Genomic DNA, 14533 nt, shown 5'->3' on the forward strand with positions numbered 1-14533 from the left:
AACCGGGGCCCCACCGCTGTTCCCGCCCCGGGGACGCGGTCGGGACGTCGTCCGCGGACGACGCCCCCCTCCGCTGCAACGAACCACCCCCACCAGACCCGAGAGGGCCGCACGCAGTGACCACCAACCAGAACGGCGCCACCTACGCCGCCGCCGGTGTCGACATCGAGGCGGGCGACCGCGCCGTCGAGCTCATGAAGCAGTGGGTGAAGAAGGCCAACCGCCCCGAGGTGGTCGGCGGTCTCGGCGGCTTCGCCGGCCTCTTCGACGTCTCCGCCTTCAAGAACTACGAGCGGCCGCTGCTGGCCTCGGCCACCGACGGCGTGGGGACCAAGGTGGCCATCGCGGCCGCCATGGACAAGCACGACACCATCGGCCACGACCTGGTCGGCATGGTCGTGGACGACATCGTGGTGTGCGGCGCCGAGCCGCTGTTCATGACCGACTACATCTGCGTCGGCAAGGTCGTCCCGGAGCGGGTCGCCTCGATCGTCAAGGGCATCGCCGAGGGCTGCGCGCTGGCCGGCTGCGCCCTGGTGGGCGGCGAGACCGCCGAGCACCCGGGCCTGCTCGGCCCGGACGAGTACGACGTCGCGGGTGCCGGCACCGGCGTGGTCGAGGCCGACGCGCTGCTGGGTGCCGAGCGCGTCCGGGCCGGCGACGTGGTGATCGCGATGGCCGCCTCCGGCCTGCACTCCAACGGCTACTCGCTGGTCCGCCACGTGCTGCTGAACGAGGCCGGCTGGAAGCTGGACCGCAAGGTCGAGGAGTTCGGCCGCACCCTCGGCGAGGAGCTGCTGGAGCCGACCCGGATCTACTCGCTGGACTGCCTGGCGCTGATCCGCGCCACCGAGGTGCACGCCTTCTCGCACGTCACCGGCGGCGGCCTGGCGGCCAACCTGGCCCGGGTCATCCCGGACGGCCTGCACGCCCGCCTGGACCGCGGCACCTGGACCCCGCTGCCGGTCTTCCGCACCGTCGCCGAGGTCGGCAAGGTGGCCACCCTGGAGATCGAGAAGACGCTCAACATGGGCGTCGGCATGGTCGCCGTCGTCCCGCCGCACTCGGTGGACGTGGTGCTGTCGCTGCTGGAGGACCGCGGCGTCGAGGCCTGGCTGCTCGGTGACATCGTCGAGCGCACCGACGAGCACGAGGGCGGCGCGGCCCTCTACAGCGCCTACGAGGGCTTCACGGCGGGCTGAGCGGGCTGAGGCGGGCTTGATCCGCCCCCGACCGTGGGAGGGCCCCTCCGGTGCGCCGGAGGGGCCCTCTTGCGCCCCGGACGTGGTCCCCGGACGCGGGAAGGCACGGACGGTGCTCGGGAACGCCGAAGACCGGCCCGGCGCCCAGGGCGCCCGGACCGGTCCGGTGAAGCTGTGGATTACGAGCGGCGGGAGGCCTGCGACGGCCCGGTGCCCGGCTCGTTGTCGTCCTCGTCGTCGACGGCGTAGCGGGCGGCGTACTCCGCGTACGGGTCGTCGTCCTCTTCCTCGATCGGCTCCGGCTCGATCGAAGGCGTGGACGGCGATACGCCCAGCTCGTTGGACAGACGGTTAGCGTCGAACCCGCCGCTGTTGTACTTCAGCTCGCGGGCGACCTTCGTCTGCTTGGCCTTGGCCCGGCCGCGCCCCATGGGTCGACCCCCTCAACGATGGGGCTCACGGCCCCGAGTCTGACACGTGTTCATGATCAGGACCGGCCTGCCCGAATGGGAGGACCGTCCCTTGGAGCATTAACGGTACCTGTTTCCGCCGCTGGACGGTACGTCGTCGGTGTGACGTGGCGCGCACCGACTGCACCCGAGACCAGGTCTTCCCAGGTCAGGGGAGGTTTTGCGGCGATTTGCACGCTGTCCGGAGGTGTCTGAGGTCCGTTGTTCCAAGACTGATTATCCCCCCAAGGGGGACCTCGGATCACCCGTTCGGGCGGAGAAGTGAGAATCCGGTTCCACATCGTGATGCGCGGGGGGCCATCGGGTGGAACCCCCCGCGCATCCGATCACCGCACCGGGTCCGATCAGGCGCGGCGGGCGCGCGGCAGCAGGACCGTGCGCAGCGCGCTGATCTCGCGCATCCGCTTCTCGGCCAGGCGGTCGGCGGCGACCGCCGGCGGGATGCCGTCGGAGGCGGCCCGGGTGAAGATCTCCAGGGTGGTGTCGAAGATCTTGGTGGCCTTGTTCTTGGCCCGCTCGAAGTTGAAGCCCTCGATCTCGTCGGCGACCTGGATCACGCCGCCGGAGTTCACCAGGTAGTCGGGGGCGTACAGGATGCCGCGGTCGGCCAGGTCCTTCTCGACGCCCGGGTGGGCCAGCTGGTTGTTGGCCGCGCCGCAGACGACGGAGGTGCCGAACTCGCCGAGCGCGGCGACCGTGGCGTCGGTCAGCGCACCGCCGAGGGCGCAGGGGGCGTAGACGTCCAGCTTGGCCTGGAGCAGGGCGGCGGTGTCGGCGACCACCTCCACCTCCGGGTGGGCGGCGCGCACGCGGTTGACGGCGGCCTCGAAGGGGTCGGTGACGACGACGGTGGCGCCGTCCGCGACCAGGTGGCCGACCAGGTAGTGGCCGACCTTGCCGACGCCCGCGACGCCGACCCGCTTGCCGCGCAGGGTCGGCTGGCCCCAGCGGGCCTGGGCGGAGGCCCGCATGCCCTGGAAGACGCCGAAGGCGGTCAGGATCGACGAGTCGCCGGCGCCGCCGTGCTCGGGCGAGCGGCCGGTCACGAACTCGGTCTCGCGCGCGATGACGTCCATGTCCTGCACGTAGGTGCCCACGTCGCAGGCGGTGATGTAACGGCCGCGCAGGGACTCCACGAAGCGGCCGTAGGCCCGGAGCATCGCCTCGTTCTTGTCCTTGTTCGGGTCGCCGATGATGACGGCCTTGCCGCCGCCGAGGTCCAGCCCGGCGAGCGCGTTCTTGTAGGACATCCCGCGGGACAGGTTCAGCGCGTCCTCCAGGGCCGCCTCCTCGGAGGCGTACGGGAAGAAGCGGGTGCCGCCGAGGGCCGGGCCCAGCGCGGTGGAGTGGATGGCGATGATCGCCTTGAGTCCGGAGCTACGGTCGTGGCAGAGGACGACCTGCTCGTGGCCGTCGCCGGGGGCGCCGTCCTGCTCGGTACGGAAGATCCTGCTGAGCACGCCGGGTGCGGAGTGCGTGGCGGGGGTCTGTACGTCGGTCACTGTGGTGACTCCAGTATCGAAGGCCCGCTGCTGTGGTGCGGGCGCCTAAGGCGAAGAGTAGTCGTGAGCGGGCCGCCGATCCGCCCTCTTGTCCGAGCTTGTGCCGGTTGTCCGAGGGGTGAGATGGCAGGGGGTGTGCGGTGCGGGCGCGAACGGTTCCGGGGCGCGCCCTCCCGGGGCCGGGCGGCGCGTGCGACCATGCAGGACGTGACCGTCGTACGCACTTCCGTACAGCCGCCCTACGCCGCCCACCTGCGGGTCTACGAGCCGCTGGCCGCGTACCCGGAGCCCGAGCGGGCGCATTGGCAGGCGTACGCGGCGGAGCACGGACCGGACGCCGTGGCGGCGGCGCAGCCGGTGGCCGAGGCGGTGCTGGAGGAGCAGCGGGAGGCGCTCGCGGAGCTGGCCGCCCGGACGCCCCGGGCACTGCCGGAGCGGGAGAGCGGGCGGGCGTACCTGCGGGTGGTGGACCGCGTACTGTACGTCTGCCCGTGGGCGACCAGGCTGCGCAGCTGGCAGGCCCTGGAGGAACTGCAGGCGGGGGCTCCGGTGGCCCTGCTGGACACCGCGGTGCCGCCGGTGGCCCGGGCGGCCGCCGAGGCGGACCGGGAGCACTGGCGGGCCGAGCACCCGGACGCCCGGCCGTGGATCCTGACCAGCCGGTGGGAGGTGCCGGTGCGCTGGTTCCTGCCGTTCGGGGACGAGGACCGGTGCTTCGTGCCGGGCGACGTGGGTGTGGAAGGGACGGCGGGGGAGCGCGGGCGGCCGGCGTCGCTGTTCTACTTGGTGCCGATGGCCCAGGCGCGGCGGCGGGTGGCGCGGGCCTTCCGGGCGCTGCGCGAGGGGGTGCCGGACGGGGAGTTGGTGCGGGGGGCGGAGCAGGTCGGGCGGTGGCTGGAGGAGTTCCACCCGCGCTCGCTGGTGGAGTTGGATTACGGGGGGCTGGTGCATCTGCTGGGGCCGGAGCGGCTGTTGGCGGACCGTTCGGCGGGGGAACTGGAGGAGGGGCTGCGCGCGCTGCGGGCGGGGGAGACCGCGGAGGCCTTGCGCGTGTACGGGGAGCTGACGGTGCGGTGGAGCCGGGTGCAGGCGCTGCGGTACGCGAACTGACGTCCGATCGCCCGTGTATGACTGTGAGGGGTCTTTGGTCCACGACGCCGATGACCAAGGTCCTGGTTCGGGTCAATAGCTGTCGAACGTGACACTACTCACCGTTGACGCGAACTTACCCCTATGTGCAAAAATGGGACAACCAGCCCAACTTCACGCGAGCATGCCCACTTTTGGGTGGTTCTGGAGTCGATGCGTGCTTTGCGGGGAAATGGAGGGTCTGGTCCCTTCGTAACCGGACGTCACTGCCGTGTGACTGTCCGTTATGGGGTGGTCCATCGCCATCCGTCGGCCTTGAACCCGTGAGGGGTCAATTTTGGCGGTTTGGTCGATAGGGCTGGACGGATGGTGTAGTTGTAGACACCAGGACAAGCCGTTCGTCCTATAACCGACTCGGCCCGTCTATGCCATTTCGGGCATCGCGGGCCAAGGTGCAGAATTTGAAGGATAGAACCGCCCTGGTTCGGTTCTCCCGAGGAGGCCGCTCATGACCGCTCGTACCCCTGATGCTGAGCCGCTGCTGACGCCGGCAGAGGTTGCCACCATGTTCCGCGTGGACCCGAAGACGGTTACCCGCTGGGCCAAGGCCGGCAAGCTGACGTCGATTCGCACGCTCGGCGGTCACCGCCGTTACCGTGAGGCGGAGGTGCGCGCTCTGCTGGCCGGGATTCCCGCTCAGCGCACTGAGGCCTGATAGGCCAAAGGCTCTTTAAAGGGGCCGCTAACCGGACTCCGCCGGGTCCGGTTAGCGGCCCCTTTGTCGTGCCCGGGGGTCGGCTTCCGGATCCCTTCAGGCCTGTCGGAATGTTGAACTCCACATAACGATTTGATGCGCATGGGGCGGGGGGGATTTACAGTGAATAGCAGTGCAATTTTACATATTAAATTAGTGCGGTCTCCGAGAGGCCGCTCCGGGGCCGATCTCCGGAGGGAGTGGGTGACGACGGTCACACGGTCCGTCACTTGTGGTCTATGCCTAATCCGGGGTAGGAACCGGACGACGAAAAGGCGAGAGGCCCGGAACCTGACGGTTCCGGGCCTCTCGCACTGCGGCGATCCCGACGGGACTTGAACCCGCGACCTCCACCTTGACAGGGTGGCGAGCTAACCAACTGCTCCACGGGACCAGAGTTTTCTGATCTCGTTCACTCGCTTGCCGCGCTGCGAACAAGACAGATCGTAGCCCATGGTGGGCCCCCAGGTCGAACTGGCTCCTGAAGGCCCACCTGCAGCTCAGAGCGCGGCCCGCGCGGCGTCCATCGCCTTCATGATCCGCTTCTCCGAGACCGGGCTCGGCGTGCCCAACGACTGGGCGAAGAAGCTGACCCGCAACTCCTCGATCATCCAGCGGATCGCCCGCACCTCCTCGGACGGCTGCCGCCCGGCCGGCACCGCCGCCAGCAGCTCCCCGTACGCCTGCTGCACCTGCTGGACCTTCAGCAGCTGCTGGGCGTCCCGCTGGGGGTGGTTGGGCAGCGCCTCCAGCCGGCGGTCCACCGCCAGCAGGTAGCGCTTGAGGTCGGGCAGCCGCTGCCAGCCGGTGGCCGTCACGAAGCCCGGGTGCACCAGCGAGGCCAGGTGCAGCCGGATGTCGTTCACCGCGTTCAGCAGCACCGGGCTGCTCACCGACTTCAGCCGGGTCGAGGCCTTGTGGAAGGCGATCAGCGCGGTGGCCGTCTTCAGCGTGGTGTCCGCGGACAGGTCGTACAGGTCCGCGCGCACCTTGTCGTGCAGCTTGCCGAAGGCCGCCTCGTCCCAGGCCGGGCCGCCGGCCAGGGTCATCAACCGGTCGGTCGCGGCCGACACCACGTCCTCGAACAGCGCGGTGATCGACCCGTGCGGGCTGTGCGAGAGCGCCAGCTTCGCCTGGTTGCCCAGCCGTCCCTGGATCGACTTGGCAGGGGAGTTGACGGTCAGCATCAGCAGCCGGCGGGTGCCCTCCCACATCGCCTGCTCCTGCGCCTGCGGGGTGTCGAACAGCTTGACGCCCACCGACGCGCCCTCGTCCACCAGCGCCGGGTAGGCGCGCAGCGAGTGGCCGCGGGAGCGCTGCTCGAAGGTGCGCTGGAGCACCGGCAGCCCGGCCGGCCAGGCGGTCAGCCCGCCCTGCTCGATGCCCTGGCCGGAGGCCGCCGAGGAGAGGGTCTCCTTGAGCTTCGGCTTGAGCTTCAGCCGCAGTTCCTCCAGGTCCTTGGACTCGGCGAGCCTGCGGCGGCCGTCCACCACCCGGAAGGTCACCTTGAGGTGCTCCGGCACCCGCTCGTCGTCCCAGGCCTCCGGCGGCACGGTGACCGCCGTCAGCCGCTTCAGGGCGTGCTCCAGGGACGGCAGCAACGGCTCCTGGCGGTCCTTCACCTGGCGCAGCGCCGCCTTGGCGAAGTCCGGTGCCGGGACGAAGTTGCGCCGGACCGCCTTCGGCAGCGACTTGATGTACGCGGTGACCAGCTCCTCCCGCAGACCGGGGATCTGCCAGTCGAAGCCCTCCGCGGTGACCTGGTTGAGCACCGGGAGCGGGATGTGGACGGTCACGCCGTCCGCGTCGCTGCCCGGCTCGAATTGGTAGGTCAGCTTGAAGCGCAGCTTGCCCTGCTGCCAGTAGTCCGGGTAGTCGGCCTCGGTGACGCCGTCCGCGGCGTCGTTGATCAGCATCGACTTCTCGAAGTTCAGCAGGTCCGGCTGCTCGTGCCGGGCCTTCTTCCACCAGGAGTCGAAGTGCCGGGTGGAGACGACGTCGTCGGGCAGCCGGGCGTCGTAGAAGTCGAACAGGGTCTGGTCGTCCACCAGGATGTCCCGGCGGCGGGCCCGGTTCTCCAGCTCCTCGACCTCGCCGAGCAGCTTGCGGTTCTCGGCGAAGAACTTGTGGTGGGTCTCCCAGTCGCCCTCGACCAGGGCGTTGCGGATGAACAGCTCACGGCAGAGCTCCGGGTCGATCCGCCCGTAGTTGACCTTGCGCTGGGCGACGACCGGCATCCCGTAGAGGGTGACCTTCTCGTACGCCAGGACGGCGCCGGCCTTCTTCTCCCAGTGCGGCTCGCTGTAGCTGCGCTTGATCAGGTGGCCGGCCAGCGGCTCGACCCACTCCGGCTCGATCTTGGCGTTGATCCGCGCCCACAGCCGGGAGGTCTCCACCAGCTCGGCCGACATCACCCAGCGCGGCGGCTTCTTGAACAGGCCGGAGCCCGGGAAGACCGCGAAGCGGGCGCCGCGCGCACCGCCGTACTCGCGCTTCTCCACGTCGAACAGGCCGATGTGGGAGAGCAGGCCGGCCAGCAGCGACTGGTGGATCCGGTCCGCGTCCGGCTCCCCTTCGTGACCGCCGGTCCGGGTGGGATCCTCTTCGATCGTGACACCCAACTGCTTCGCGACGGTGCGCAGTTGGGTGTAGACGTCCTGCCACTCCCGTATCCGCAGGTAGTTCAGGAACTCGGCCTTGCACATCCGGCGGAAGGCCGAGGAGGAGAGCTCCTTCTGCTGCTCCCGGACGTAGCGCCACATCGCCAGGTAGGAGAGGAAGTCCGAGGTCTCCGAGTTGAACCGGCGGTGCCGGTCGTCGGCGGCCTGGCGCTTCTCGGCGGGGCGCTCGCGCGGGTCCTGGATGGAGAGCGCGGCGGCGATCACCATGACGTCGCGCACGCAGCCGTTGCGGTCCGCCTCCAGCACCATGCGGGCCATCCGCGGGTCCACCGGCAGCTGGGCGAGCTTGCGGCCGAGCTGGGTCAGGCGCTTGCGCGGGTCCTTCTCCTCCGGGTCCAGCGCGCCCAGCTCGTGCAGCAGGTGCACGCCGTCCTTGATGTTGCGGGAGTCCGGCGGGTCCAGGAAGGGGAAGGCGGCGATGTCGCCGAGACCCGCCGCCGTCATCTGCAGGATCACCGAGGCCAGGTTGGTGCGCAGGATCTCGGCGTCGGTGAACTCCGGGCGGGAGAGGAAGTCCTCCTCCGAGTACAGCCGGATGCAGATGCCGTCCGAGGTGCGGCCGCAGCGGCCCTTGCGCTGGTTGGCGCTGGCCTGGCTGATCGCCTCGATCGGCAGCCGCTGCACCTTGGTGCGGTGGCTGTAGCGGGAGATCCGGGCGGTGCCCGGGTCGATCACGTACTTGATGCCGGGGACGGTCAGGGAGGTCTCGGCCACGTTGGTGGCCAGCACGATCCGGCGGCTGCGCGAGCGCTGGAAGACCTTGTGCTGCTCGGCCGAGCTGAGCCGGGCGTACAGCGGCAGGATCTCGGTGTTCTTCAGCTTCAGCCTGGTGAGGGCGTCGGCGGTGTCGCGGATCTCGCGCTCGCCGGAGAGGAAGACCAGGATGTCGCCCGGGCCCTCGTCCTGCAGTTCCTGGGCGGCGTCGCAGATCGCCTGGACCTGGTCGCGGTCGCGGTCGGCCTCGTCGCCGTCCTCGTCCTCCTCCAGGACGGGCCGGTACCGGACCTCGACGGGGTACGTACGGCCGGAGACCTCGACGATCGGGGCGTCGCCGAAGTGGCGGGCGAAGCGCTCCGGGTCGATGGTCGCGGAGGTGATCACGACCTTGAGGTCAGGACGGCGCGGGAGCAGCTGCTTGAGGTAGCCGAGCAGGAAGTCGATGTTGAGGCTGCGCTCGTGGGCCTCGTCGATGATCAGGGTGTCGTACTGTCGCAGATCGCGGTCGGTCTGGATCTCCGCCAGCAGGATGCCGTCCGTCATCAGCTTGACCAGGGTGTCCTGGCCGACCTGGTCGGTGAACCGGACCTTCCAGCCGACCGCCTCGCCGAGCGGGCTGTTCAGCTCCTCCGCGACGCGCTCGGCCACCGTACGGGCGGCGATCCGGCGCGGCTGGGTGTGGCCGACCAGGCCGCGCACGCCGCGGCCCAGCTCCAGACAGATCTTCGGGATCTGGGTGGTCTTGCCGGAGCCGGTCTCACCGGCGACGATCACCACCTGGTGGTCCCGGATCGCCTCCAGGATGTGGTCCTTCTTCTGGCTGACCGGCAGCTCGGCGGGATAGCTGATCTCCGGGACGGCGTTCCGGCGCTGCTCGACCAGCAGCTCGGCCCGGTCGATGTCGGCGGCGATCTCGGCGGCGATCTTCTGCCGGGCCTCGGGCTTGCGGACCCGGCGGGCCCCCTCCAGCCGGCGCCCGAGCCGCACCTCGTCGCGCAGGGTCAGCTCGGGCAGGCGGGCGGCCAGCTCACCGATTCCGGGACCCTCGGCGGGTGCGGGGGCGGACTGGACTACGGGAGAACTCACTGCGGGCATCCCTCTAGGTTCGCAAGGAGGCACGGCGGAGCGCACCTCGGTTTTCGAGCCCCTCCAGTGTCACAGCCGCCGGCGCGGAATCGCGAACGGCGGGCAACGGTCGGCGGGGGTTCCGGGCTCTGGGGGGTTGAGGAGGTGCTCATGGGAGCCCAGAAGACCGCACGGGACGAGGAGTTCCGGGCGTTCACCGGCAGTGCGTGGTCACGGTTGCTGCGGACGGCGTATCTGCTCGCGGGGGACCGGTACGGCGCCGAGGACCTGGTCCAGCAGGCGCTGGAGCGGGCCTACGTCGCCTGGGGCAGGGTCCGGGCGGCCGACGACCCGAACGCCTACGTGCGCCGGATCCTGATCAACGAGCACGCCCGGCGGTTCCGGCGCAGACCGACCGAGCACCTGGTCGACGCCCTCCCCGAACGGCCCGCGCCGAGCGGGCCCGACCCGGACGACCGGGCCGTGCTGCTCGCCGCGCTCGCCGCCCTGCCGCCGCGCCAGCGCGAGGCCGTGGTCCTGCGGTACTGGGAGGACCTCAGCGAGTCCCAGACCGCGGCGGCGATGGGCTGCTCGGTCGGGACGGTGAAGAGCCAGGCGGCCAGGGGGCTGGCCAAGCTCCGGGAGGCTTCCTCACTCAACGGGCTGACGACCATCGGAGGCGGAAGATGAGCAACGAGGACATGGCCGGGGCCGAGGCCGCGGCGTCGTACGGGCTGGGCGACCTGGCCGGGAGCGTCGAGATCGGGGCCGTTCCGTACGACCGGCTGGTCGCCGGCGGGCGCCGCCGACTGCGGCGCCGGCGGCTGCTGACCGGGGCGGCGGCCGCGGCGACGGTCGTCGCGGTGGCCGGGGCGGGCGCGGCGTTCGGCGGGTACGGGCGGGCGACGGACGGCTCCTTGGCGGCGGTGGCCGGCCCTTCCACGGCGGTCCCTTCCACCGCTGCGGTTTCCGCCACCCCCGGGACGCCTTCGGAGACGCCGTCCGCCTCGGCCACGGCAGCCGCTCCGGCCGCCTCGGGCGCCCCGGCCGGAGCCGCGCGGGACCCGTTCACCCCGATGCGCGTCAAGGTCGGCGAGGGCACCGTGAACGGCCACACCTGGCAGGCCTGGGTCGCCGAGTGGCCGGGCCCCACCACCCTGCAGGGCGCCCTCCGGCAGGACGAGCTGGTGCGCGCGGAGCGGCTCACCGGCAACCCGAACCCGCCGTCGCTGATCCCGCAGGACGACGCCGGCAACTGGGTCCCGCACTACGACCTGGCCAACCTCTACTACACCGTGGACGGCAAGCGGCAGGCGGACGACTCCGTGCACGTGATCGACGAGCCCGGTGGGCCGCAGGGCGGGGGAGTCGCCGGCGCGGGCGCGTCGCTCGGCCTCAAGGACGGGAAGAAGTCCGGCCTGCCACCGGTGGTGATCGAAGGGGTCAGGCCCGAGGTGGCGAAGGTCGTGATCACCTGGAAGGCCGGCGGCTCCACCGAGGTGGTGCCGGTCGCGGTCGGGGACTCCACGCTCCGCTGGTACGGCATCATGGCGAAGCCGGGTTCCGACGCCAAGACCTTCACCGCCTACGCCGCGGACGGTTCGGTCGTGCGGACCACCGACCAGTGGCTCCGCACCGACTGAGCCGCCGCCGTTTCCCGCCCCCGACTGTCGGTGCCGTGCGCCACAGTGGACGCCGGTGGGTGACATGACGTCAACGACGGGTGAGGCGGTGGCCGATGAGCGGCGCGAAGGGGTTGTCCGAGGGCCGGCTGGGCCGGCTGCACGGGGTCCTGTCCCGGCATGTCGAACAGGGCCAGGTGCCCGGCCTGGTGGCCGCCGTGGCCCGGGACGGCGACCTCCACGTCGAGGTGCTCGGCAGCCTGGACACGGCCGGCAGCGCCCCGATGCGGCGGGACACCCTCTTCCGGATCGCCTCGATGACCAAACCGGTCACCGCGGTGGCCGCGCTCACCCTGGTCGAGGAGTGCCGGCTGCGGCTGGACGACCCGGTCGACGACCTGCTGCCCGAGCTGGCCGACCGGCGGGTGCTGCGCCGTCCGGACGGCGAGCTCGACGACACCGAGGCCGCCGTCCGGCCGATCACCCTGCGCGACCTGCTCACCTTCGGGCTCGGCTACGGCTTCGCGATGCTCCCGCCGTCCGCGCCGATCGCCCGGGCGACGGCCGAGCGTGGCGTCGACGTCCGGCCGCCCCGGACGGACTACCCCGAGCCCGACGAATTCCTGCGCCGCCTCGGCGAGTTGCCGCTGCTGCACCAGCCGGGGGCGGGCTGGCACTACCACACCGGCTCGACCGTCCTCGGCATCCTGCTCGCGCGTGCCTGCGGCAAGCCGCTCGGCGAGGTGCTGCGCGAGCGCGTCCTCGACCCCCTCGGCATGCGGGACACCGGCTTCACCGTCCCCGCCGACCAGCTGCACCGGCTCCCGGTCGAGTACGTGCGCGACCGGGCGAGCGGCCGGCTCGTCCCGTACGACGACCCGGCCGACAGTGCCTGGACCCGGCAGGCGCGCCTCGACGACGGCGGCGGCGACCTGGTCTCGACGCTGGACGACTACCTCGCCTTCGCCCGGATGCTGCTGGCCGGCGGCGAGGGCGCCGGGGGCGTCCGGATCCTCTCCCGGCCGGCCGTCGAGCTGATGACCACCAACCACCTCAACGCAGTCCAACTCGCTTACTCCGCACCGCTGTTGGGGCGCGATGAGCTCACCGGCTGGGGCTTCGGCGTCTCCGTCGCCACCAGTCGCACCGGCCTCGCCGCGCCCGGCCGCTACGGCTGGGACGGCGGGCTCGGCACGGTGTGGTTCAACGACCCGGCCGAACGGCTGACCGGTGTCCTGCTCACCCAGCGGATGTTCGAGAACCCCGCCCCACCGGCGGTGGCGCGGGACTTCGAGGTGCTCGCGTACCAGGCCCTGGCGGGGTGAGCGCGGCCTCGTCGGCGTCCGGGAGCCAGTCGCGGGCCGGATCGTACTCCAGCCACCGGCTGCGGGCCGCCTCCGTCGTGAACGCCTCCAGCAGCTGCTCCAGCCGGGGGTGCGGGTCGGTGCCCGGGTCGGCCCGCCAGAGCAGCGACCAGGCGTAGAGCGGGGTCGGGCCGGCCAGCGGGACGGTACGGACGCCCGGGCGGTCGGGGAGCGGGCCGTCGGCGGGGACCAGCGAGAAACAGGTCGGATCGGCCCGGACCTGCTCGACGAAGTGCTCCAGGCCCAGATTGGTCGAGCCGACCCGGTCGGTGATGCCGAAACGGGCGGCGAAGCGGGTCAGGAAGTCCAGCCGGTCCACCGCCGCCGGATAGCGCAGCACACTGCCGCGCAGCTCCGCCGGGCTCAGGGTGTCGCGGCCGGCCAGCGGATGGTCGGCGGACAGCAGGGCGTCCACCGGCTCCAGACGGACCAGCCGGTGCGTCAGCCCGGCGTCGGCGCCGTCCGGCAGGGCGTGCACCCGGCCGAACCCGGCGTCCGACTCCCCGCGCAGCAACGCCCCCGCCACCGCGGGCAGATCCCGCCCCGGCACCGGCTCCACCTCCAGCCCCGGCGCCGCGTCCACCGCCCGCGCCAGCGTCCGCATCGGCGCGTACAGGTGCCCCCACACATCCACCCGCAGCGGCCGTCCGGCCCCCTGCACGGACGCCACCGCCCGCTCGCCCTGCGCCAGCACCCGCCGCGCCGGCTCCAGGAACCGCCGCCCCGCCCCGGTCAGCCCCACCCCCCGGGCGTCCCGCTCCAGCAACCGCACCCCGAGCGCCGCCTCCAACCGGGCCACCCGCTTCGACAGCCCCTGCTGACTGATCCCCAACCGCCCGGCCGCCCGCCCGAAGTGCAACTCCTCGGCCGTGACGACGAACGCCCGCACCTGCGCCAGATCCAGATCCACCCGGGCACCTTAGGCGGTGGAGGAGGGGCGGGGGTTGCCCGCCGGGGGCGGGGCGGAGCGGGAGGCGCCGTGGGTGGCGCGCTCGCGGTGTTCGGCGACTCTCGGCCGTGCGTCGCACCCCCTTCCTCCTGGTCCGACAACCGTCGGTTGTCGTCGGCCGTCGGCGGTTGTTGGACCGGTCGGTGGCGGGCGCGGTGAGCTGGGGATCCGATCGAGCGGAGGGAGTGCGGGGATGAAGGCGCTGGTGGCGGCGGGCGGGGCGGTGCGGTTCGCGGAGGTGGAGCAGCCGCGGCCGGGGGCCGGGGAGGCGCTGGTGAAGGTGGAGGCCTTCTCGGTGAACCGGGGGGAGACGTTCCAGCTGGAGGCGCCCAGGCCCGGGTGGCGGCCGGGGAAGGACGTCGCCGGGCTGGTCGTCCAGGCCGCCGCCGACGGGTCGGGGCCCGGGGCGTGCCGGCGGGTGGTCGGCCATCCGCCGGCAGGGGGGTGGGCCGAGTACGTGTGCGTGCCGACCTCCTCGCTCGCCGAGCTGCCCGACAGCCTGGACGCCGTCCGGGCCGCCGCGCTGCCGCTGGCCGGCCTCACCGCGCTGCGGCTGCTGCGGGCCGCCGGGGCGCTGGCCGGGCGGCGGGTGCTGCTGACCGGGGCCTCCGGCGGGGTCGGACACTACTTCACCGAGCTGGCCGCCGCGGCCGGGGCCGAGCTGACCGTCGTCACCGCCTCCCCGGAACGCGGTCGGCGACTGGCCGAGCTGGGGGCGGCCGAGGTGCTGCACGAGCTCGGTGCGGCGCGCGGCCCGTACGACCTGGTGCTGGAGTCCACCGGCGGGGCCGCGCTGCCGCTCGCGCTGGCCCGGCTGGCCCGGCGCGGCACCCTGATCTGGTTCGGCCAGGCCTCCCGGACGCCCGCCACGCTCGACTTCTTCGACTTCTTCAAGGGCCCCGAGTCGGCCACCCTGCGGCACTTCCACTACGCCGACTCCGACGTGTCCGACGGCGAGGACCTGGCCACCCTGGTGCGCCTGGCGGAGCAGGGCCGGCTGACCCCGGAGCTCGGCCGGATCGCGCCCTGGGAGCAGACCGCCACCGTGCTCACCGACCTGCGCGAGCGCCGGATCCGCGGCAAGGCCGTACTGACCGTCGCCTGAACCCCCTTCCGGA

The 14533-nt window shown here is 72.1% G+C and carries 11 protein-coding genes and 1 tRNA gene; 7 read left to right on the forward strand and 5 right to left on the reverse strand.

Annotation, left to right across the window (positions count from 1 at the left end):
- Nucleotides 1-116 precede the first annotated feature (116 nt).
- A complete protein-coding gene (gene purM / locus ACFQ87_RS04325; protein ID WP_380609034.1) occupies nucleotides 117-1202 on the forward strand; it encodes a phosphoribosylformylglycinamidine cyclo-ligase in 1086 nt (361 codons plus the stop codon).
- A 179-nt stretch (nucleotides 1203-1381) separates the two neighbouring features.
- Here purM and ACFQ87_RS04330 read toward each other — a convergent pair whose 3' ends face one another.
- A complete protein-coding gene (locus ACFQ87_RS04330) occupies nucleotides 1382-1633 on the reverse strand; it encodes a DUF3073 domain-containing protein (RefSeq protein ID WP_380609035.1) in 252 nt (83 codons plus the stop codon).
- Nucleotides 1634-2016: 383 nt separating this feature from the next.
- The gene (locus ACFQ87_RS04335; RefSeq protein ID WP_380609036.1) at nucleotides 2017-3174 is read right to left on the reverse strand and encodes a Glu/Leu/Phe/Val dehydrogenase dimerization domain-containing protein; all 1158 of its coding nucleotides are present in this window, start codon (nucleotides 3172-3174) and stop codon (nucleotides 2017-2019) included.
- A 207-nt stretch (nucleotides 3175-3381) separates the two neighbouring features.
- Here ACFQ87_RS04335 and ACFQ87_RS04340 point away from each other — a divergent pair, with 207 nt between their 5' ends.
- Complete coding sequence (locus tag ACFQ87_RS04340; protein ID WP_380609037.1) at nucleotides 3382-4284, forward strand: hypothetical protein; 903 nt, start codon at nucleotides 3382-3384, stop codon at nucleotides 4282-4284.
- A gap of 487 nt (nucleotides 4285-4771) precedes the next feature.
- Nucleotides 4772-4978, forward strand: a complete 207-nt coding sequence (bldC, locus tag ACFQ87_RS04345; RefSeq protein ID WP_014137253.1) for a developmental transcriptional regulator BldC — start codon at nucleotides 4772-4774, stop codon at nucleotides 4976-4978.
- Between the two features lie 359 nt (nucleotides 4979-5337).
- On the opposite strand, the gene ACFQ87_RS04350 is transcribed toward bldC, so the two are convergent.
- Both ACFQ87_RS04350 and hrpA read right to left on the reverse strand, forming a co-directional pair.
- Nucleotides 5338-5411 (reverse strand) — tRNA-Asp (locus tag ACFQ87_RS04350).
- Nucleotides 5412-5517: 106 nt separating this feature from the next.
- The gene (hrpA, locus tag ACFQ87_RS04355; protein ID WP_380609038.1) at nucleotides 5518-9510 is read right to left on the reverse strand and encodes an ATP-dependent RNA helicase HrpA; all 3993 of its coding nucleotides are present in this window, start codon (nucleotides 9508-9510) and stop codon (nucleotides 5518-5520) included.
- Between the two features lie 141 nt (nucleotides 9511-9651).
- On the opposite strand from hrpA, the gene ACFQ87_RS04360 reads away from it, so the two are divergent.
- The 3 genes from ACFQ87_RS04360 (at nucleotide 9652) to ACFQ87_RS04370 (ending at nucleotide 12427) form a co-directional block, all read left to right on the forward strand.
- A complete protein-coding gene (locus ACFQ87_RS04360) occupies nucleotides 9652-10170 on the forward strand; it encodes a SigE family RNA polymerase sigma factor (RefSeq protein WP_380609039.1) in 519 nt (172 codons plus the stop codon).
- The gene (locus tag ACFQ87_RS04365; protein WP_380609040.1) at nucleotides 10167-11123 is read left to right on the forward strand and encodes a hypothetical protein; all 957 of its coding nucleotides are present in this window, start codon (nucleotides 10167-10169) and stop codon (nucleotides 11121-11123) included. The genes ACFQ87_RS04360 and ACFQ87_RS04365 overlap by 4 nt, the downstream gene beginning before the upstream one ends.
- Before the next feature lie 95 nt (nucleotides 11124-11218).
- Complete coding sequence (locus ACFQ87_RS04370; protein ID WP_380609041.1) at nucleotides 11219-12427, forward strand: serine hydrolase domain-containing protein; 1209 nt, start codon at nucleotides 11219-11221, stop codon at nucleotides 12425-12427.
- Here the strand turns inward: ACFQ87_RS04370 and ACFQ87_RS04375 are convergent.
- On the reverse strand, nucleotides 12342-13376 hold the full coding sequence (locus tag ACFQ87_RS04375; protein ID WP_380609042.1) for a LysR family transcriptional regulator: 1035 nt from the start codon (nucleotides 13374-13376) through the stop codon (nucleotides 12342-12344). The two genes, ACFQ87_RS04370 and ACFQ87_RS04375, sit on opposite strands and share 86 nt — an antisense overlap.
- A 232-nt stretch (nucleotides 13377-13608) precedes the next feature.
- On the opposite strand from ACFQ87_RS04375, the gene ACFQ87_RS04380 reads away from it, so the two are divergent.
- Entirely contained in the window at nucleotides 13609-14520 is a 912-nt protein-coding gene (locus ACFQ87_RS04380; RefSeq protein ID WP_380609043.1) for a zinc-binding dehydrogenase, read from the forward strand.
- The last annotated feature ends 13 nt before the right edge of the window (nucleotides 14521-14533 follow it).

It is taken from the genome of Kitasatospora sp. NPDC056531, from assembly GCF_042794375.1.
Taxonomy (GTDB): Bacteria; Actinomycetota; Actinomycetes; order Streptomycetales; family Streptomycetaceae; genus Kitasatospora.